This is a genomic window from Croceitalea dokdonensis DOKDO 023, from assembly GCF_001306415.1.
GTDB classification, from domain to species: Bacteria; Bacteroidota; Bacteroidia; order Flavobacteriales; family Flavobacteriaceae; genus Croceitalea; species Croceitalea dokdonensis.
This window is the reverse complement of record NZ_LDJX01000003.1, coordinates 256,434-277,284: the sequence shown is the minus strand read 5'-3', so window position 1 is coordinate 277,284 and position 20,851 is coordinate 256,434. Positions and strand designations below refer to the sequence as shown.

At 40.0% G+C, this 20,851-nt stretch carries 21 protein-coding genes and 1 pseudogene; 15 read left to right on the top strand and 7 right to left on the bottom strand.

The genetic code is table 11. The features are described from left to right. Positions 1-960: 960 nt before the first annotated feature. Positions 961-2,049: an alkaline phosphatase family protein gene (locus I595_RS08325; protein ID WP_054558963.1), complete on the bottom strand. Its 1,089-nt coding sequence runs from the start codon at positions 2,047-2,049 to the stop codon at positions 961-963. 449 nt (positions 2,050-2,498) lie between these two features. Here I595_RS08325 and I595_RS08320 point away from each other — a divergent pair, with 449 nt between their 5' ends. Continuing rightward, on the top strand, positions 2,499-3,065 hold the full coding sequence (locus tag I595_RS08320; RefSeq protein ID WP_054558962.1) for a helix-turn-helix domain-containing protein: 567 nt from the start codon (positions 2,499-2,501) through the stop codon (positions 3,063-3,065). Between the two features lie 96 nt (positions 3,066-3,161). Here I595_RS08320 and I595_RS08315 read toward each other — a convergent pair whose 3' ends face one another. Genes I595_RS08315 through I595_RS08305 form a run of 3 tightly spaced genes read right to left on the bottom strand, consistent with a single transcriptional unit; the run spans position 3,162 to position 6,275 of the window. After that, positions 3,162-3,833, bottom strand: coding sequence for a phosphonatase-like hydrolase (locus tag I595_RS08315; protein ID WP_054558961.1), 672 nt, complete (start codon positions 3,831-3,833; stop codon positions 3,162-3,164). Beyond that, positions 3,826-4,989, bottom strand: a complete 1,164-nt coding sequence (locus I595_RS08310; protein WP_054558960.1) for a TIGR03364 family FAD-dependent oxidoreductase — start codon at positions 4,987-4,989, stop codon at positions 3,826-3,828. Before I595_RS08310 ends, I595_RS08315 begins: the two co-directional genes overlap by 8 nt. A 2-nt stretch (positions 4,990-4,991) precedes the next feature. Beyond that, entirely contained in the window at positions 4,992-6,275 is a 1,284-nt protein-coding gene (locus I595_RS08305; RefSeq protein WP_157449697.1) for a DUF5690 family protein, read from the bottom strand. Between the two features lie 332 nt (positions 6,276-6,607). Here I595_RS08305 and I595_RS08300 point away from each other — a divergent pair, with 332 nt between their 5' ends. From I595_RS08300 to I595_RS08290, 3 genes are read left to right on the top strand one after another with little or no spacing between them, the layout of a single operon-like run. Further along, complete coding sequence (locus tag I595_RS08300; protein WP_054558958.1) at positions 6,608-7,465, top strand: UDP-2,3-diacylglucosamine diphosphatase; 858 nt, start codon at positions 6,608-6,610, stop codon at positions 7,463-7,465. A 24-nt stretch (positions 7,466-7,489) separates the two neighbouring features. Next, positions 7,490-8,503: a glycosyltransferase family protein gene (locus I595_RS08295; RefSeq protein WP_054558957.1), complete on the top strand. Its 1,014-nt coding sequence runs from the start codon at positions 7,490-7,492 to the stop codon at positions 8,501-8,503. Then, positions 8,503-9,870 carry a GH1 family beta-glucosidase gene (locus tag I595_RS08290; RefSeq protein ID WP_054558956.1) on the top strand — a complete coding sequence of 456 codons (1,368 nt, stop codon included), beginning with the start codon at positions 8,503-8,505 and terminating at the stop codon, positions 9,868-9,870. Before I595_RS08295 ends, I595_RS08290 begins: the two co-directional genes overlap by 1 nt. 24 nt (positions 9,871-9,894) lie before the next feature. Here I595_RS08290 and I595_RS08285 read toward each other — a convergent pair whose 3' ends face one another. Next, the gene (locus tag I595_RS08285; RefSeq protein WP_245628252.1) at positions 9,895-10,308 is read right to left on the bottom strand and encodes a hypothetical protein; all 414 of its coding nucleotides are present in this window, start codon (positions 10,306-10,308) and stop codon (positions 9,895-9,897) included. A gap of 1,292 nt (positions 10,309-11,600) precedes the next feature. Between I595_RS08285 and I595_RS08275 the strand changes: the two genes are divergently transcribed. From I595_RS08275 to I595_RS08265, 3 genes are all read left to right on the top strand, one after another. Beyond that, positions 11,601-12,233: an SDR family oxidoreductase gene (locus I595_RS08275; protein ID WP_054558954.1), complete on the top strand. Its 633-nt coding sequence runs from the start codon at positions 11,601-11,603 to the stop codon at positions 12,231-12,233. Positions 12,234-12,311: 78 nt separating this feature from the next. Then, complete coding sequence (locus I595_RS08270; protein WP_054558953.1) at positions 12,312-12,986, top strand: ferredoxin reductase domain-containing protein; 675 nt, start codon at positions 12,312-12,314, stop codon at positions 12,984-12,986. Between the two features lie 56 nt (positions 12,987-13,042). Beyond that, complete coding sequence (locus I595_RS08265) at positions 13,043-13,879, top strand: formate/nitrite transporter family protein (RefSeq protein ID WP_054558952.1); 837 nt, start codon at positions 13,043-13,045, stop codon at positions 13,877-13,879. Between the two features lie 270 nt (positions 13,880-14,149). On the opposite strand, the gene I595_RS08260 is transcribed toward I595_RS08265, so the two are convergent. Next, positions 14,150-14,353, bottom strand: a complete 204-nt coding sequence (locus tag I595_RS08260) for a hypothetical protein (protein WP_054558951.1) — start codon at positions 14,351-14,353, stop codon at positions 14,150-14,152. A 219-nt stretch (positions 14,354-14,572) separates the two neighbouring features. Between I595_RS08260 and I595_RS08255 the strand changes: the two genes are divergently transcribed. Next, positions 14,573-15,043, top strand: a complete 471-nt coding sequence (locus I595_RS08255) for a hypothetical protein (RefSeq protein ID WP_054558950.1) — start codon at positions 14,573-14,575, stop codon at positions 15,041-15,043. Continuing rightward, complete coding sequence (locus tag I595_RS08250; RefSeq protein ID WP_054558949.1) at positions 15,033-15,836, top strand: hypothetical protein; 804 nt, start codon at positions 15,033-15,035, stop codon at positions 15,834-15,836. Before I595_RS08255 ends, I595_RS08250 begins: the two co-directional genes overlap by 11 nt. 173 nt (positions 15,837-16,009) lie before the next feature. Here I595_RS08250 and I595_RS17375 read toward each other — a convergent pair whose 3' ends face one another. Continuing rightward, positions 16,010-16,171, bottom strand: a complete 162-nt coding sequence (locus I595_RS17375) for a hypothetical protein (protein WP_157449696.1) — start codon at positions 16,169-16,171, stop codon at positions 16,010-16,012. A gap of 247 nt (positions 16,172-16,418) precedes the next feature. Here I595_RS17375 and I595_RS17115 point away from each other — a divergent pair. The 6 genes and pseudogenes from I595_RS17115 (at position 16,419) to I595_RS08230 (ending at position 20,837) form a co-directional block, all read left to right on the top strand. After that, positions 16,419-16,570 (top strand): annotated as a pseudogene (locus tag I595_RS17115) (YqaE/Pmp3 family membrane protein). 158 nt (positions 16,571-16,728) lie between these two features. After that, positions 16,729-16,881, top strand: coding sequence for a hypothetical protein (locus I595_RS17370; protein WP_157449695.1), 153 nt, complete (start codon positions 16,729-16,731; stop codon positions 16,879-16,881). A gap of 43 nt (positions 16,882-16,924) precedes the next feature. After that, a complete protein-coding gene (locus tag I595_RS08245; protein ID WP_054559114.1) occupies positions 16,925-17,533 on the top strand; it encodes a DUF2652 domain-containing protein in 609 nt (202 codons plus the stop codon). A gap of 296 nt (positions 17,534-17,829) precedes the next feature. Further along, on the top strand, positions 17,830-18,372 hold the full coding sequence (locus I595_RS08240) for a lipid-binding SYLF domain-containing protein (RefSeq protein WP_054559113.1): 543 nt from the start codon (positions 17,830-17,832) through the stop codon (positions 18,370-18,372). 215 nt (positions 18,373-18,587) lie between these two features. Further along, the gene (locus I595_RS08235) at positions 18,588-19,937 is read left to right on the top strand and encodes a dihydrolipoyl dehydrogenase family protein (protein WP_054558948.1); all 1,350 of its coding nucleotides are present in this window, start codon (positions 18,588-18,590) and stop codon (positions 19,935-19,937) included. After that, on the top strand, positions 19,938-20,837 hold the full coding sequence (locus tag I595_RS08230) for a YihY/virulence factor BrkB family protein (RefSeq protein ID WP_054558947.1): 900 nt from the start codon (positions 19,938-19,940) through the stop codon (positions 20,835-20,837). The last annotated feature ends 14 nt before the right edge of the window (positions 20,838-20,851 follow it).

The window sequence follows — 20,851 nt, the reverse complement described above, 5'->3', positions numbered from 1 at the left end:
CGTGTAGTTTACAAAAAGTAATCAGAAACTTAGTGAGGTTACCACGGCCTGGGCAAATTCCGCGTCGCCCTTGGTGCCAGGGGCGTCTATTAAATCACAGTTCCGAGGATTCTGGGTATCTCTAGTATGGACGATGAGTTTTTTGCCCCCATTATGAAGCAAAGAATTTTCACTTTCAACAGGGTAACCATTTTAATTCTATAGGTTTGGTGCACCATGAGTTGTATTCTTCCCAACACGCCGGAGTCCATATAAAATCTTTTAGCAAAGCAATTGCCGCTAGCGCGGTTGGTTCGGCAACATGGTAACTAACGATAACACCATTGACCGTGCTGCATTCAATGAAATTTTTATTTATAACATTGCCTAAGAAAACAACTCTAGCGGTTTGCCATTACGTGGGAATCCTAATATCCACTTCATCTTCAGCTGTTGTTAAGTGTGCGTAAATTTTGTTCGCTGGTGAATGGGTCAAAACATAAAATACCTTGAAGGTACTTGGTGGATAGTATACAACCGCTAGTGGTCATAGTCCTTTTACCAAAAACCTTCTTTTACCAACAATTCTTTCATTGGTTGATTCTTCTTGCTTTACATTGGTCATGCGCCAATTCCCATCTCTATTGGTTTTAAGAATTGGGATAGCTTATTGGATAACACAATGGATGTAATCATTTTTGAAAACTACAAAGAGTGATTACTATTGGTGGCAGCTGAATCTCGTCTACCGATTAAGTTGGTAGTGGTTTGCTTTGTTGGTCTTAAATCCTTTTTCCCTGCTATCTTTAGCGGCTTATTCGCTAAAACACCATGCCGTTTAAAACAAAAAAAACCGATGCCATCACACCGGTTTTCCCAATTAACTTAAACCACCTTAACTTAAATGATTGAACTAAAACTACCTAATCACAATTGTTTCATGGTTAATTAAACTTGAAGTTTGGATTATCTTAATCACAACTAATTTGTTGGGATTTCCAGACTCTTTTGGTCACCTGATGTAGTACCCATTTTTAGATTCATGGCCTTGGCTATTGTGGGTGCAATCTGGTTACCGTACAATGGTTCATTATGTTTGATTTCCCCTTTTGCGGTAACGTCTTTTCCAAAAATCAGGATCCAAACCCCAGCAGAATCTGGAACTTTCTCACCGTGACTCATCCAACTTTCCAAGGGCTTTGTCCCCCGGCCGTGGTCAGTGGTGACTATAAAAAGAGTATTGTTTTTATAAAAGGGGTCGTTTTGTGTAAATTCCCAAACATCCTTGATCAAAGCATCAGTATTATGGGCAGCTTTCAAATAGGCATCATAATCACCGTCATGCGCAAAATCATCAGTTTCCCCATAGGCGATATATATAAGTTCGGGATGCGTTTTTTTCATGTACTCTAGGGCATAATGATGGGTAAACGCATCTAATCTTACGGAACCCCACGGACTCGGAACTTGTGGCTGTAACTCGTTCAAGAACTTTTCACGCTCGGTTAAATCCTTTCCTTGGGCAATTTCAAAGCCAGCATTAACCGGCACTCCAGAACGTTGTTCGTTTATGATAAAAGGAAAAACATCCCAACTGCCAAAAGCTGCCACTTTCCCGTTATATTTAGGATCTTTGTTTGCGACTTCCAAAATGGTCTTATTTGGATTGGGAACTTTATTATTGCTGTTTATTCGTTTATCATCCGCTTTCCCAGATAGGATTTCATTGTAACCTGGATAGGAGAAGCACATTTTGTTGGTAAGATCAACGTTACTTCCAAGGTCGCGGTTGCCATATATCTGTCCCATTCTAGCGACTTCTTTCCATATAAAAGGCATTAAAACTTCCCTACGTTCTTGGGGCGTTTCTTTCCAAAAGCGTTCTTTTAGATGTACCGTATCGCTTACGTATGCTTCATTGGCCACCAAAAGGGAATCGGCGCCCGAAAAAAGTTCTTGCCAACGAAGTCCATCCAACGTAATCAGGACTACCTTTGAATTTTTTGATTGGGCATTGAGAATAGTGCCCATAAATATCGTAATGACAAGTGCTAGCTTACTTTTAAACATACATAATCCTTTTTAATATCAACCCGTAAATTTCTTATCACCGTAGCCACAATCCTAATTTTCCCACCAACTTTTTGTGTTGATTACATCGACAAAAAAAACCTGAAAATACGATTTGGGCATTGCCCAAGGCAAGTGCCAACAAAGCAACTGGCATCTCTAGTAGTATATCAATCGTATTTTTCATATTTGTAAAACTAAAATTCTTTAAACAAAACAAATATCACAACTAATTGTTAGCCAAACCTATTCTTCTTTTAAAGAAAATGCTATGCCAACATTAAGATAAAATCATTTTGTTATACCCAGTTTATTTACAAATGCTCAACTTTAGGAGAAGCTTAATCTTGTGTAAAATCCCACGTAGACGGAACCATTGTTAAGCTTGTTCCTTTTACTCAAAACCAAATTTTAATTTTAATACTATGTTTGCACCATAATCAAGGTATATGGAAGATTATCTAATAGGTATAGGCAAACGCATTAAGGAAATCAGGAAAGAAAGTAGCCAAACCATTAGCTATATAGCCCAAAAAGCGGGTGTTACGGGCGGACTGATTTCCCGTATTGAAAACGGGAGAACGATTCCTTCCTTGCCGGTTCTTCTAAAAATTATTACGTCTTTGGATGTTGAGGTCACTGAATTCTTCAATGGAATGCCCCAAGTTAACGGTGCCAATTTTATCGTTTCCAGAAAGCAAGAAAACAGTATCATTGAAAAGGAAGTTGAAGCTGTTGGCTTTGAGTATACCTATATTTTTGGGAAGCAGTTGTCAACCATTGGTTTTGAAACGGTACTGCTTGAGGTGAGGCCCGGTTCAAAACGTGATAAAGTAACCACTGATGCCTTTGAATTTAAGTATATCCTATCTGGGGAATGTTATTATGTCATCGGTGAGGAAGAAGTACTTCTAAAAGAGGGTGATTCTATTTTCTTTGACGGCCGCGTTCCACATGTGCCGGTGAATCGGGGTCCGGTTTCTTCAAAGATGTTGGTCGTCTATTTTTTTATTTAAAAACACCCCGGACAAAGCCCATGGAACGGGAATTTTATTGCACCTAAAAAGCCCGTGGGATCTTAAAGATGCTTGGGGTCAATTAGTACATTTGTTTTACCACAGTTTTTCAATTAACTCTTGCAAAGAATCCAGCACGTAGGTAGGTTTGGCAGATTCTAACTGTGACCTGGTATGGGCGCCTGTGGTGACACCAACGGTGATACCGCAATTTGCATTTTTACCTTCCTCGATATCAATGATGGAATCTCCCGCTTTAAGGACGTTTTCAGGTTCAAAAATGTTCAATAGCTCCATAGCCTCAAAAATCATATCAGGATTAGGTCTTCCCAAGAGTACGTCATCTGCCGTGACCAACGCATCGTAATGGACTCCTTTGGTCCATTCCATTTTTTCCAGCAAACCTTCGGCAATAACTGTTGCGTAGCCCGTGTTCAGGGCAATTTTAATGTTTTTAGAACGCAGTTGTTTTAAAAGCGGCTCCACTCCTTCAAAAGAGGTAACGGTCAACGAGTCATAGGCATCATTTAACATCACTTTGAAGTTTTCAAAAATAGGTTCGGATTCTATGCCTTCAGCATCCACTTGTTCTAGAATATCCTTGATGGCCTGGTGCTTTTCCTTTCCGGCGCCATGCTCGAGAACAAAATCCAAGTTAAGGCCCAAGCCTTTTTGGTTAACGGCCTTTTGTAAGGTTTTGTAGACAACGTTGTCTTCGTTGACTACGGTACCCGCCATGTCAAAAACTGCCAGTTGTATGTTATGCATGTTGTAAATTAAAGATGTTATTGATATTTGCCTTGGCAAAACCCGCACTAGCTGTCATGCCCTTACCTCCTATTCCGGTTACAATGTGAATGTCTTTTTCAATGGTATGCTGATAAATATCCGCTGTTTTACATTGGGAATACATTCCGGACCAGCGGTACTGGATTTCATAGGTTGGCAGATCGATAATATTTTTAGCTTCATGAAGAATGTAATTATCGATATCCATATTCAAGTCCATGCTCAACTCATCAATACGGTCGGCATCCGCGTATTTATGGGAGTCACCAATAATCACGGAACTATCTGTAGCTTGTTTAAACAGAATGTGGACACCCCATTTTTTCACGGGAGAATCCATATCCTCCTTTGCCTTTATGGCCGCGTACGATGGGCATTCGGAAAAAGCCTCGTACCGGCGAATTGAAAGTCCTGTTAAGATTGAGCTTGGCAGCACATACTTTCCCTGTGGTTTTGTTTGCATCATCTGTATTTTGGCAACCTCAAGATCACTTTCATTAAATAATTGTGGATAAAGGGTTTTAAACTCGCTGCCATTGCAAATAATGACTTTAGCACTGGAAAGCGATGTGCCATCAGAAAAATAGACCTCAATTCCTTGGGATAGCCTATTGCATTCTACAACAGTTTTATGGGGAAACAAATCCAAGCCCACAGCTTTTAAATAGGAATGTAATCTATGGATCATGACCCGTGGTTCCACCATTAGTTCTTGCGGGAAAAAAAGTCCAGCTTTTACATAATCATTCCTAAGCCCATTATACATTTGCAAGCATTTGGCCTTGGTCAACAATTGTGAGGCATATTGGTTGTGTTGATTGATTTTATGGAGTTCTTCCAAGAGCTGAACTTCCTCCTCATCAGAGGCAAAATATACCGAACCTTCTTGCCGGACAGAAATATCAAAGGTTTCTTGAATCTCTTGATAAATGCGAAGACTTTCCCTACCATAAGCCTGCCACTTAGCATTCATTCCTGAGGGTACCACCTGCCCAAAGTTACGAACCGTTGCCCCCTGTGGCGTTCTATCTTTTTCTATCAAGGCCACTTTAAGGCCGTTCTTTAAGGCATGGTAGGCATGAAAGGTTCCCAGAACCCCCCCGCCGACAACGACAAGATCATATCCGTAGTCCATAGTTAAACAAGATGTATTTGAGGTTCTGGTGGTATACGCACCTTTTTATACTTTGATTTAAAATAGGCCAATGATGTTACACAAATTACCAATCCCAGGGCAGCGACAATATAGGTGGCGTTCATAAAGAATTTGAGCCATGAAAGGTGGCCTTGGCCAAAATTTTTATAGAGTAGAACGGCTATACTCCCCAAATACCCAAAAGCATCGGCGATATAAATCAAGAATCCAGCATTACCGTTGATTCGAAACACCGCTATCATCCTGTCAAAGAATATGCCGTTAAAAGGCACATAGCAACTGTAAAGCCCAAAACCTGTCAATACCATCCAAACCAAAGGTGAGATGATTTTTAGCTGGAATAAAAATGTACCCAACCCAATCATGACAACACCTAAAACCAGAATATAATGGTAATACAAAAATGCCTTCCTGTTCCGTTTTACAAAACTCAACGACCCCAATAAAATAAGGACGGTTATGGCTATAGGTATTTCAGACAGCGTATAAATTAAAGCATTGCCTTGGTAGCCCACGGCATCCCAAATTTCCCTTGAAAAATTATCCCTAAAATCGCGCAGGGCGGTAAGGCAAGTATAGAAAAAAACCAATAAAACGATGGGGAGCAAGAAAAATCGCACTAGTTTTATACGGTCTTCCTTGGTCATGGGTTTTCTTTCTGAACGTAGGACAATATCCATTTTTGTTGGCTTTGGCACACGTTGGAGCAAGAGTGCGAAACTGAGTAAAGGGATAAGAAAAAAGGCACCTGTAACGGCCGGCATCCAATTTTCCGAAACTTGAATTTCATTCAAAACCATTAATCCTACAGACTTCACGGCACCGCTAGAAACAATAAAGCTGGAACAAAGGGCAACACCAAGTATTTCTGTAAATTTCCTTCCCTCTAGGTATGAAAAAACAATACCCCATATCATTCCTAGGGAAAGTCCGTTCACGAACATAAAAACAATATTGTACGGGGCAGGTAAGACGCCAAAGGCTATCAAACATAGCTCCGCAAGTACAATCATACGTATAAGGTATGAAAACCGAACATTTGCCCGCATTTCGGAAATAAGTTTGATGCCCACAAATTTGGATAACATATACCCTAAAACCTGGGAAAGGATAAGAAGGATTTTGAAATCTACCCCTATGAACTCCACATTTTCAAAACTGGCAACGGTATAAGGCTTCCTAAAAGCGTACATGCAGAAATAGGTGCCAAAGGAAGCGAATGCGCTGAACGAAAGAAAACGGATATCTGGTAAACTGATTTTCAAGGTTGTTGAGCTTAGTTTACTAATGGTAAACCTTTAGAGACAATGTTCTCCTTTATTTTACTATTTGTAATTTTTTAAAGGTTATCTGATTGTTATAAAATGGTAAGTTGGCAGATTATTTTTATAACATTGACATAACAAAATAATAAACGGCACTTTACAAAGGTTCCCGTTTTTAATGCCAAACTTTGAACAACTTGATTTTCTCTGAATGAAAATTAACATCAATTCACCTTCGGCAATTCTTGCCTACTTTCTGGTTGCCCGCCTGGGTACTTATTGCTCGCCCTTTAAATTCAAGAAAAATAAAAAATCGAATATTTGGAATACCCATGAAAAAAAGACCCGTTGACCTTGTAGTGATTTCAGATGTACACTTGGGCACCTATGGATGCCATGCCAAAGAACTGGTAAACTATATGAAATCCATTAAACCTAAGGAGGTAGTGCTCAACGGTGACATTATAGATATTTGGCAATTTAGCAAACGCTATTGGCCAAAATCCCATATGAAAGTGGTAAAACTTATCATGGAATGGGTGGTAAACGGAGTAAAAGTCCATTATATCACTGGCAACCATGATGAGATGCTAAGAAAGTTTGTTGGTTTTAAGTTGGGGTCTTTTAGTATTCAGAACAAAATCTTGCTTCATCTTCACGGCAAAAAAGCTTGGATGTTCCATGGTGATGTTTTTGACGTCACCATGCAACATTCCAAATGGATTGCCAAACTCGGGGCAATAGGATATGATTTTTTAATCCTGCTCAACAAAGCCGTGAATTACCTGAGCAAAAAAATGGGAAGGGGCCCTGTGTCCATGTCAAAACGCATTAAGAACGGGGTAAAATCCGCAATAAAATTCATCGGTGATTTTGAGAAAACGGCTGCAGAAATCGCCATAGAAAAAGAGTTGGATTATGTCATATGCGGCCATATCCATCAACCTCAAATGAGAAGGATAAAAACCGATAAAGGTTCTGTTATGTATTTGAATTCGGGGGATTGGATAGAAAACCTTACCGCTTTGGAATACCACAAGAAGAAGTGGAAACTATACCATTACAGCAAAGATGCCATTATGGACACCAATGAGATAGACGTAGTTGACCCAGTTGAGGTAATGGAGAAAAACGAACTTTTTGAACGGTTGATGGAAGAGTTCAACGGAATGTCCAATGCCAAGCATTAAACGCTTTCTAAAATTGTATCGAAGATGAAAGTACTATACGCAATACAGGGCACTGGCAACGGGCATTTGAGCCGGGCCAGGGACATTATTCCCGTATTACGGAAACATGCCATAGAACTGGATATTTTGGTAAGTGGAACACAGGCAGATATTCAAATTCCGCATCCAATAAGGTACAGACTCCAAGGATGGAGCTTTATTTTTGGAAAAAAGGGCGGGGTAGATGTTTGGAAGACGTATCTGAGGACCAATTCTGCCAGACTTCAAAAGGAAATCAGGAGTATTCCCGTTACTAATTACGACTTGATCATTAACGATTTTGAACCGGTGTCTGCATGGGCTTGTAAACTTAACGATAAACCCTGTGTCAGCTTTAGCCACCAAACGGCAGTATTATCCAAATACGCGCCCAAACCAAAGAAGAATGACCCATTGGGAAGGTTCATCCTTCAAAAGTACGCCCCGGGCACGGAACGATTTGGGCTTCATTTTAAAGCGTACGAAGACACTATATACACCCCGATAATTCGCCAAGAAATTAGAAAAACTACCCGCTCCAAGGGGTTTCACTACACGGTTTACTTACCTGCTTATAGTGATGAAAAGATTCTTAAGCTGCTAAAGGAGATAAAGCATGTGGAATGGGAGGTCTTTTCAAAAAATACAACTTCTAATTTCCAATGGAATAACATTTCAATCCGTAAGATAAACAACGAGGCCTTTATCAAAAGTATGGCAAGCAGCAACGGTATTTTATGTGGGGCTGGTTTTGAAACGCCTGCAGAAGCCTTGCACATGGGTAAAAAACTTTTGGTCATACCCATGAAAGGCCAATATGAACAACAATGCAATGCCGCTGCCTTAAAACAAATGGGGGTAACTACACTTAAATCACTTAAGAAAAAACAACTGGATACCATTAGGGACTGGGTAGAAAGCGACCGCAAACTAGAGGTACACTATCCTGATATCACTGAAACCATTGTTGATCGCATACTTCAAGAAGTGCCTTTTGCCAAGCCAATTCCCCATTTTTAATGCAAAAACCTTTGGCTCCATTGGATTTTGACCTTTGTCGGAAAGATTTTGGGACCGATTTTGTATGGGGTGTATCAACTTCGGCTTATCAAATAGAGGGCGCATATGACATTGCCGATAAAGGAGCATCTATCTGGGATACCTTTACGGCTCAAAAGGGAGCTATCTTTCAAGGGCAGCATGGCCAGATTGCCTGTGATTTTTACCATCGCTATAAAAAGGACATTTTACTTTTGAAAGAGTTGAACATTCAGAATTTTAGGTTTTCATTGTCCTGGTCCAGAATTCTTCCCAAAGGAAAAGGTCAAATAAGTCAAGATGGAATAGACTTTTACAACCGTGTCATCAATTTTTGCCTTGAATGTAACATAACCCCTTGGGTTACGCTCTACCATTGGGATCTTCCACAAGCACTTGAAGACAAAGGAGGTTGGACCAACAGGGACATCTTAGGTTGGTTTAAAGCTTACGTCAAAATCTGCGCAACCCTATTTGGTGACCGTGTCAAACATTGGATAGTCTTGAATGAACCCATGGTATTTACAGGAGCGGGCTACTTTTTAGGAGTCCACGCACCCGGGAGAAAAGGGTTGAAAAACTTTCTCCCCGCGGTACACCACGCCACACTTTGCCAGGCTGCCGGCGGAAGGGTATTACGGTCAGAAATTGGAGACGCCACAATCGGAACCACCTTTTCATGCTCGTATATCACGCCCCATACCAATAAAAACCGCGACATTGTTGCGGCAAAAAAAGCAGATGCCCTGCTCAATAGGCTTTTTGTGGAACCTAGCTTGGGAATGGGTTATCCATCAGAAAAAATAGGAATACTGCGGCAAATTGAAAAATACAAGCGACCCGAAGACGAAAAAAACATCATTTTCGACTTTGACTTTATCGGCATTCAGAATTACACACGTGAAGTTGTCAAACACAGTTTTACCGTCCCTTATTTAAGGGCCAAAATCGTAAAGGCCACTAAGCGTAAGGTGGAGACCACTTTGATGGACTGGGAGGTCTACCCGCCCAGTGTATATAAAATGATAACCAAGTTCAACGAGTACAAAGGGATTAAAAAACTAATGATCACCGAGAACGGCGCTGCCTTTAAGGACACTATAATTGGGGGTAAAGTTGATGACCCAAAAAGAATGGATTACCTTCAGCGCTGTCTGAAGGAAGTACATAGGGCAAAAAGCAACAACCTTAAGGTCTCGGGCTATTTTGCATGGACCTTTACCGATAATTTTGAATGGGCGGAAGGGTACTATCCTAGATTTGGATTAGTATATACTGATTTTTCTACCCAACAAAGGATACCGAAAACTTCTGGAAAATGGTATCGTGACTTTTTGCAATCTATGTAAAGTAACTTATCATTTAAGGTGTTTTTATCCTTTAATATCCAACAAATCCTTGGTTCTATTTGACTTGGTTTTACTACTGATCAAATCATCCAAAGTCAATACACGAAGCTTGGCAATTTTATTCGCACCAATTTTAACCTGTTCAGATGCTTCGTAAGCTTGGTCAAAAGGTCGGCCTACATTGAATTTTGTAATTAGCTCTACATCCAAATCCGCTGGAGAAAATTTTAGGGAAATATTCTGTTTCTGTTCTTGAACTTCTTGCGGAAAGTCATTAAAATCAAAGCTCATGTCCTTAAAGACCCGTCCCAACTTTTCCAAATTTTCATGAGTGGTTTCCAACCAAAAATCGACATTGGCAGAATGTCTTTGGTACCCATGGAAATTGACGGCCGCCCCTCCCACCATCAACATGCGTACACCGTGTTTACTGGTCAATTCTAGAAATTAGTCAACGTCCTTTTTCCATTGTTGCATCAATCGTTTGTTTTGATGATGACCTTGAAACCTTTGTCGTTGGTTTTTTTGACTTTGGAGGGCAGCTTCTTACTATGTTGTATGAACTCCAAAAACCTATAGAAACGCTCACTTCCCGATAGTGCTAGATACTCCTTTCCTGTTCCCTATTAGCTTCTTCCTTTGTTCTAAAAGTAATTTTCATATTTGAATCAATAGAACTCTAAGTTAGTATTTTTTTAGATTCCTGCCGATTGGACTTAATTGAAGGATTAGGAAGGCTCATTTGGATTGTCCGAATTGGATATTGTCCATCATTCCAATAAAGTATATATAATTACATGACAATTAACACACTACCTTACATCTACCCTTAGGATTATACCATCACAGGACAGTCCCGAACATTAAAACCCTAGGCAATACCAAAAACAAGGTGAAACAAAATCCATTGTCAAAATACCTAGATTCGATACCTTAGATTTTATGGGAATTAATTTTCGTGGCGAGGGTAAGGAAAGGTCAAGGGGCATTTAACGCGGCTTCTTCTGCTGAGCCTACCGAAAAGGTTGGGCAACGGGTAGCGGAAGGACGACAGTTGTGGACCAGCATGGTGTGTCCGCATAAGAGGAATTGGATCGGAAAATCTTACCTACTACCGGAGGTTGACAAGACTTCTATATATATTTTTTGAAAATTACGCTTTTCAGTAAGGAAGTCTTATCCAAACATCCTATCTTAGAAAAGCTCTTACGAGAAACCTTCCCCCAATTAAATTGTAAGAAATATTATGCTATGGTCTTTGGTGCCTAGAAACGCCGGACACAAAAAAACCTACCGTAAACGATAAGGCTTTCTGCACCAATGCTCACCCTCATTTCGGCTAAGCTCAATGCAACGTCTGGGCTTCAAACGCATCAATACAAATGGGTGTGGTTTTACATTTATTAGGCCTGTGACGGTATCAAAAAACGGGAGGTAACAAAGAAATCTTTAAACCTTCTTTATACAGGCATAAAAAACAGCAATCGGATTTTCACCGCTTGTGCCTTTGCGCGGCCTCAAGAGGTCAGGAGGTAACGCGAAAAATGGCCAAGTCATTATAATCTGCCCGCACCTGGTCTATTGGGAGGCCTTTGAGCAGGGACCGACTGACTTCTGCAGGGGCTTGGGGTAGACCAAGAAAACAAACTATAGCTATCGAATGGGTCAACATTAAGTTTTTCTACAGCAGGTAGATTGACCATAGAATTCCATCTTTGATAAAAACCAAAATGGAAAACGTATTAGTTGCAGGTGCCACCGGTACCACTGGAAAAAAAATAGTCCATCTTCTCAACGCATCCCAATATTTTAAACCCTTTGCCTTAGTTAGAAAGAAGGAACAATTGGAACAGTTTAAAAAGGATGGTATTGAAGCGATTTTAGGAGACCTCGAAAATGATGTTTCGCAAGCCACTAAAGGTATGGACAAAGTCATTTTCGCTGCCGGTTCTGGGGGAAAGAAGGTGGTTGAGGTTGATCAAGAAGGCGCTAAAAAAGTCGTAGATGCCTCTAAAAAGCATCAAATAAAAAAGGTTGTAATGCTCAGTTCCATGGGTGCGGATAAGCCCGAAAAGGCAGAAGACTTGCAGGAATACTTAAAAGCAAAACATAATGCAGACGAGTACCTAAGGAAAAGTAATCTCACTTACACCATTGTCCGCCCTGGCAGCTTGACGAACAATAAAGGGACAGGTAGTATTGCCCTTAGTGAAAGTCTAAACAGACAAGGGTCTATTAGTAGGGACGATGTTGCCCAAACTTTGGTAAGGGCCCTACATGATGATGCTGCAATAAATAAAACAATTGAGATTTTAGAAGGCAATACCCTAATCGGGAAAGCCTTGGATAAAGTCTCCAAGTAACTACTAGGACTTAAAAGTACGACAGGAATGGCTTCCTAAGGGCATTTCTTAGTTCACGAATATTTAATACCAATAAAAATGGAAAGGAAAACTGTAAAAATAAAGTCAATAGAACACATTAATTATAACGTTCTAAAAATCGAAACGGAAAAACCACCTCATTACGATTTTAAATCTGGCCAAGCTACTGATGTCGCCATGTATAAAGAAGGCTGGAACGATGAAAAGAGACCTTTCACTTTTACAAACCTGCCCATGGAGGATTGCTTGGAATTTATTATTAAGGTATACCCATCCCATGATGGCGTCACTGAACAATTAAATAAATTAAAAGTTGATGACGAACTCACCATTGGTGACGTTTATGGAGCTATAGCATATAAGGGCAAAGGTGTCTTTTTAGCAGGTGGAGCAGGCATTACGCCATTCATTTCTATTTTCAGGGCATTGGAGCTTGAAAATAAAATGGTTGGCAATTCGCTGATATTCGGAAACAAAACTGAAAAAGATATCTTTTTCAAAGATGAACTTGAGTCGCTGTTAGGCAGGAACTATGTGAATATTCTTTCGGAAGAAAAAATCAAGGAATACCCCTATGGACGTATTGATAAAAAAATTTTGCAAGACACCGTTTCCGATTTTTCACAACATTTTTACGTTTGTGGACCGCCGAAAATGACCGAATCGGTAGTTAGCCATCTTCAAGAACTTGGCGTTAGTAAACAAAAAATTATAACCGAAGATTTTAACTAAAGGATGAACATCCAAAAAAAATTTAGCTAGCTGGTTACCAGAAACACATAAAAAAGTTGGAAGAAAAGAGCAAAAAAGAAAAAATAGAAGAGCGGGTAAATGACCTGAACAAAAGTCACGATGGTCAAAAGTCGCAGGAAGAAATCTTGGTAGACCAACTTTGTGAAGGTATCGAAACCTACGAACACCATAAGGTCAAAGTTTTTTTGGGTGCTATTACGGCCGGATTGGAACTAGGTTTCAGCTATCTGGTTATCGGCATAATTTACACCTTATTTCAAGGTAAAATCAACGAAACTTATACCCCGTTCGTAGCAGCCTTTGCCTATCCGTTGGGCTTTATAATCGTAGTTCTCGGAAAATCGATTTTGTTTACCGAGCAAACCTCGTTGCTTGCACTGCCAGTCTTACATAAAAAACGCTCCGTCTCAGAACTTTTGGGACTATGGGGCATTGTGATTACTGGAAATTTAATCGGAGGAATGTTCATGGCCGTTATAATTGGTTACATTGGTACAGCGATGGGGATTATTACCGTAGATGCTATTGCTTCCATTGCGACCCATGTCTCCAAAGCAGCTGTGCCCGTAATATTTGGAAGTGCGGTATTGGCCGGTTGGCTCATGGCACTCCTTTCTTGGTTGGTTTCTTCATCAATGGAGACCATCAGTAGAATTGTGGTGATTTATATGATAACTCTAATCGTTGGATTTTCAGGTCTACATCATAGTATTGTGGGAAATATCGAAGTGTTTGCAGGTCTATTTTTTACCGACGCCATTTCTACAAACACCTATTTGACTTTTCAACTAACAGCACTTTTTGGAAATGCGTTTGGAGGGGTAATTTTTGTTGCACTATTGCGTTATCGGGCGTTTACTGCCAATTTTTAAAGGTTTTTGGTTTAAAAATTACATGCCACCGGCTGAACCTTAAAATACGGTAATTTTTGTATCTGTAAAAGGCTAACTATTAATCAAATAACCCGTAATAACAATTACCATAAAAATTAGTAGCAAAAAATAGTCGTAGTCCTTTAATTTATTATTCTTTTTCATTGGAGTTATTTTTAAAAATTAAAAAATGGGACTTTGATCAAGGTTATCGCACTCGCCAATTGCCAATAACCAGAGCAGTACGAAAAAACGGGTAACCAATTCCTTTCAATCATCCCCTACTTTACCCATTTTGTAGTGCTTGACAAGTTCAGAAATTTCAAATAGAAAAAAACCCAACCCTAAATTTAGGGTAAATCCTTTCCAGAGGTTTTCATTGACTACCGATATGGAAGAAAAGAGCACCATGCCCGTAAACAGGGTCAAAATCCCACATTGCAGCATACTTCTTCTTTTTCCTGTCTTTTTCATACTCTTTTGTTTTTCATATCATTTTACGACATCTAAAAGCTAAGTAGCGCAGGAATAGCAGAATGTCCCGTTCAAAAAACTTTTTGATGCTTTCAAAAACTTCAGTAGATAAAAATCTTATTTGGAGCCGATAAAGAGCATATTGGATTGCATCAAGAAATACGGCAATTGGGCTATCCTCAACAAAATACTTTTAATTTCTTAGGGAAAAATTTTACAATGTCCGCATCCACTATAGAATTACTGAACCAAATCTTGATCAATACATTTGTGTACAAAAAGGAGTTGAGCTCGCTTTCAGAACAGGTGCACAGTGAAGAAACTTGTTTAAAATTAAAGGATTTCGCCAATAGGAGAAAAAAACAGGCCAATGAACTTATTCAAATAATAAATACCATGGGCGGTGATGTACAAAGTACTCCCAATCGCACAGACGCCCCAAAACTATCATGGTGCGCCGATTTGCCGCCAAAGAACAAGGATACCATCGCACTTTTAACGTATTTAATCACTGTTGAGGAAAAGAGTTTGGAAGAGTACCAAAAAGTTTGGGGCCAAATTTCAAATTCTGAAATTGAATCCCGATTAAAAGTGCACATCAAACAAGGGGAAACTACCTTAAAGTACCTGAAGACCGCACTGCACGCAAACCAGGAATCCAAAAAAGCTAATGCCAACAATGACCAATAGAAAGCGAATTAAAAAATTAGCCGTCTACAACCTAATAACTGCGCTGGCAGCCATTGGTATCAACTATCTTTCACAAGCACTGCGTTTCAATGATACCTCCATTGGTGAAATGAGTGATACCTATAACCATCTTTTTACTCCAGCTAGTTATGCCTTCGCCATATGGGGGCTTATTTTCATCGGACTTTTAGCATATGGTATTTATCAGGTAAGGCGGGCTTTTTTTAGTTCCGAATGCGCTGTCTTTATAGAGCAAACAGGATATTGGTTCGTTTTGGCCAATGCATTGAACTGTTTTTGGGTGCTCGCATTTGTTTACGATTTAATAGGACTCTCTGTGGTTCTCATGCTTGGAATTCTTGTTTCGTTAATAAAGATCATTGTCAATACCAATATGGAACGTTGGGATGCCCCCATGCCCACTATCGTTTTTGTTTGGTGGCCCATATGTCTTTACAGTGGATGGATTGCAGTGGCCGCCGTAGCAAACATCACCACTTTTTTAACGAAAATTGGATGGCAAGGATATCCATTGTCGCCTGAAGCCTGGACCATTTTAATGATATTGGCTATTGCCTTGCTCAATATTTTCATGGTGGTGAACAGAAATATGCGTGAATTTGCCGCGGTAGGGATATGGGCCTTGGCAGCCATTTATGTAAGACATCAAGATACTTATGAAGTTATTGCCAATACAGCATTAGCGGCCGGTACAGTTCTCTTTTTGGCCATTGCGTGGCACGGGTATAAAAACCGCCATGCCAACCCATTTATACAAGCAATGAACAAGTAATTTTAGATCAAATCTAAACTGGCATTGAAATCATGAGCGAAAAGATTAGCATGTTCATTCCAACTTTATTCAGTTTTTAATCTTTATTACAACATTCCATTACCTAATTTGATAGGGAAAAAAATGCAGTGCAATTGCAGAGAGGTAACGTTTTCAAGAACGTATCTAGACCTCTAAAACAGAACTACTATAAGGGCAATAAATAGTGTAAGTAACAGGGCTGCCACAAATACTAGAAATGACAATTTCTTTGCGTCGGTTCTATCCGTGGCATTTCTTAAATCAATCTCCTCTTTTTCGTCCAACACGGTTGGGTATTTCTTTTTTTTCCTCATGGCACCATTTTGGTCATCTTTTACTCAAAAAAGTAAAGTTTAGATCAGAAAAGGATTGCCGGTTATGAACCTATTTTTGACGCAATCAGAATCAACCGTTGTCTTTTCTTCAATTAGCCTCCCAGCGTTCATTCTTCAACGCAAATAGATTCCTTGAATATTTGATAGGGTCAATTTTATAACGCATCCAAGCTTTATATCCACTATAAAACAGAGAAATTTACTTGAATAACTTTAAAATGGTATTATGTCCCTATTGACGATTGTCCTGAACGTTATATTACCCCATTAGCCGTGTTGCTACAGCATGGCCTTGGCAGCACCTTTTTTATCAGTGTTCTTTTGACCTTACTGGCTTGGTTGCCAGGGGTCATCCATGCCTTTATCGTAAATCGCTGACATCTTTTATTTGTTTCAAAAAAAAGTAGGTCGCAACAGCCTAAAACCAGAAATTCACACGGCAATAAATTGATAGATTGAAAAGGCAATTTTTCTTATAGGTAGTCATTTGCTGGCTAATAGATTTTCGGTGGACATCATGTAAATAAACGTAGAAAATGAATGCCCAAAAACAACACATAGTACAGAAAGAAAGATTTTTTATGGACGGAAAAGCGCAGTGGGAAGGCATAGCTCATTTTGCAATTTTCCCTGACAGTATAGAAAAAGATACTTTTTTGACCTATTATGATCCGCTGGAAAGCCTTTAACAAAGAAGTGGACAAAAAATTAATACCAGTAAAAACCTTAGTAATGGCTGGCTATCCTACCTTAATTTGCATTCCTGATATTAGCGGTTTCACCCAATTTATGAGCGAGGCCGAATTTGAACTAAGCTCAAAGATCATTCCTTCATTACTTAACAAAATCATCTATTCCAATGAAATTGGATTGAAAGTCAGTGAGATTGAAGGTGATTCCATCCTCTTTTTTAAACAAGGTGAACTACCTAATTTTCAGGACTTAATATACCAATGCAAACACTTTCATTCTGAATTTTACAAGCAGCTCAAAAAGTTGAGGACAGCCCAAACCAACAAACCAGGAGGCGATCAAATACCAAAAATCTTAGGATTAAAAATAATACTTCATTACAGCAATGAAATTGGCATGGTACCGGTAGGCAACCATATCAAGCTTATGGGGGAAGATGTGATAGTGGCACATCGTTTATTAAAGAACAAAGTCCCTTTGGAGGAATATCTATTGTTGTCAGATGATTTACTGGAAGCCTACGGGAGGGACAATCAAGAGAGAAGTACGGAATTATTGAAATTTCAAAAAGGAGTTTTGCAAATAAAACATATTGGGAAAATTGGTTTTCATTATTTGGGCCTTTCTTCCCCTGAGGTCAACACTTAATGCGTAAGGCAGTAATTTTTATTTACGTGGTGCTTGATATATTTCATAGAAATCCTCGGAAAAAATTATGGTAGACAAACTATTACCGTTTGCAAGGATTAGTAGGCTGTCTGATTAATTTAGCCAATAAAAAGAATTGTGCCTTACCCCTCAAGGCAATTTATTTTTGAGTCAAAACACGATGCTTTTACGATAAGACCTTCGCTTTTGCTCCCCTAATTTTATGCCCAAGAAACGTCGGATAAGAAATGAGCCGATTGAAATACCGAAAAGACTATTCATTTAAAAATACAATTATGAAAATTACAAAATTATTTATGGTGCTGGCCTTAATGGGCGTGGCCGAAACCACCTTTGCACAAAGCGAAAAAGACCAAAAAGTCATGGCAGATGCCAACGATGCCAAAGAAATGCTCATGGAACCTGAATATGGACTAACGTATTTTTTTGATAACTCCAAGGGGTACGCCATTTTCCCCAATGTTGGAGAAGGTGCCCTTATCATTGGGGGAGCATCGGGGAACGGCGTGGTCTATGAAGACGGAAATCCTGTAGGTATGGCAAACCTAAAGAAAATAGATATTGGTTTACAAGCAGGTGGCCAATCCGTTCTGGAAATCATTTTTTTTGAGGATGAAGCGGCTTTGGACATATTTAAAGATGGTGAGTATGAGCTTGGCGCAGAATTGTCGGCCACTATGTTAAAACGCGGTGCTAAGGCGAGCACAAGTTATAGTAATGGGGTCAAGGTATTTGCCAAACCTAAGGCAGGCGTTATGGCAGATCTTTCGGTAGGTGGCCAGAAATTTGAATTTACCCCCATGGAAAATATGGATTAGCTTAGAGACCAACATGAATTTAAAAGAAAAGTCGGTTAATAGACCGACTTTTTTTGGTAAACATCACAAGGACCATCTAGCACACTTGTGCTAGGAAACCATTGGTATAAACAGCCTTATATCCAACCCATTAAGGGTATCCCCAAGAGCTAATTGGGTCAAAACAAATCGTGATAGCATTCATAAAATAATGCCTACGAAGGTAGCTTACGACTATGAAACCAAAGAATTATGATGTTTTTGTAATAGGCAGTGGGAGTGCGGGACAAACCGTGGCAGAAACCTGTGCAAAAAACGGTAAAACCGTGGCCATTGCCGACAATAGAATTTTTGGAGGTACCTGTGCCAATAGGGGTTGTGACCCAAAAAAAGTGCTTTTAGCGGCCACTGAGGCTTATGAGCTCTCCAAAAACCTTGAGCAAAAAGGAATTATCAACGCCCAAACAATTGACTGGAAAAAACTTCAACGCTTCAAGCACAGTTTTACCAAGGCAGTACCTGCGGCCACAGAAAGCAGGTTTTATGATCTGGGAATTGAATTATACCACCAAAGTCCAAAATTCATTGACGAAAATACCCTTTCGGTGGAAGGTAAGACCATACACGCAAATACTATTGTAATCGCCTCTGGGCTAGTGCCAAAACCCTTGAATTTTGAAGGGAGCAACCTTATCAAAACAAGTGACGACTTTTTGGGTTTAAAAAAAATACCAAAAAAAATGGTCTTTATCGGTGCGGGCTATATTGGAATGGAGTTTGCGCACATGGCTGCCCGTGCTGGCAGTAAGGTAACCGTTATGGAACATGGCCAAAGACCCTTAAAAGCTTTTGATCCAGACATGACCCATCATTTGACCGAAATCTCAGAAACGCTGGGCATACGCTTTATCTTTAATTCCGAAGTGGAAAAAATAAAGAGACTTCGAAAAAACTATGAGGTCTCGTACCTTCAGGATGGCAAAAAAATGAGGCTAAAAACCCGTTTGGTTTGTAACACCGCAGGTCGAATTCCTGCTATCCAAGCCCTTAATTTATCAAAAGGTAAGGTTGCCCATTCCAAAAAGGGGGTTATCGTAAACCAATTCCTTCAAAATACCACCAATCCTAGGGTATACGCTTGCGGCGATGTAGCAAACAAAGGCCTACCGCTCACACCACTTTCAGGATTGGAAGCTTCCATAGTCGCAGAGAATATCCTTAACGACAATACTAAGGACTATGAAGAGCCCTTGGTTCCCTCTGCGGTCTTTACACTGCCCAATTTGGCCTCCGTGGGGCTTTCCGAAGAAGAAGCAAAGCGAACATATAAAAATGTGGTAATCAACTACGAATCTGTTCCCAAATGGTACAATGCCAAAAGAATCAATGCTACCGGGTACGCCTATAAAATTATCTCCAACAAAAGGACCAAACGCCTTCTCGGTGCCCACCTTTTGAGCCCAGAAGCCGCAGAGACCATAAACCTATTTGCCATGGCCATACAAAACGGTATGACCACCGAACAATTGAAGAAAATGATTTTCACCTATCCGACTTGGTGTAACGACATCAAAAGCATGCTATAGGTGATACCCTCAAAAACATTCAAGTTTCAAGACCTGCCCCAATTGATCGTTACCACCTTTAGGGCCTGGCTGGCCGATGACCCTTTTCGCCTAAGTGCTATTGTGGCGTATTATGCCGTCATTTCCTTACCGGCATTATTGGTCATCATCATTAACACGGTCGGTGCCATTTGGGGCTATGAAATCGTTCAAGGAAAATTGACCGATGAATTTACGGCGGCACTCGGAAGGGACGCGGCCACGTCCATTGAAACCATAATTAGGGAAACCCGGTCTTCTGATAAAAACGCAATTTCAACTTTTATTGGAATTGGCACCTTATTATTTGGTGCTACAGGTGTTTTCTACCAGTTAAAAGTCTCCATCAATGAAATTTGGAACATAGTACCAAAACCCAAAGTGAAAATTTGGAAAATCGTTACCGATAGGGCCTTAAGTTTTGCTTTTATTTTGGTCATCGGTTTTTTATTGCTCATTAGTTTTATGATTACCGCGGCCTTGAGCATTTTGACCGACTATATTAGTGAAATGCTTCCAGATTTGTTGCTCTATGTGGCGTACGCTTTAGACTTTTTGCTATCCTTGGGACTTGTTTCCTTTCTTTTTGCCCTGATGTTCAAATATTTGCCAGATGCCAAAATCGCCTGGAAAACGGTTTGGAAAGGAGCCATTCTTACGGCTTTCCTGTTTGTTTTTGGAGAGTTTTTATTGGGACTATACTTTGCGCAAGCAGACCCTGGCTCCACATACGGAGCCGCGGGCACCATCGTCTTGATTTTGCTTTGGGTCTCTTATTCGTCGATGATCCTTTTCTTTGGGGCCGAATTTACCCATATCTATGCCAAAACCTATGGTGAAGGCATCCCTCCCAGCAAAATCGCAAAAAAGGTAACTAGATAAGACCTTCTACGTTA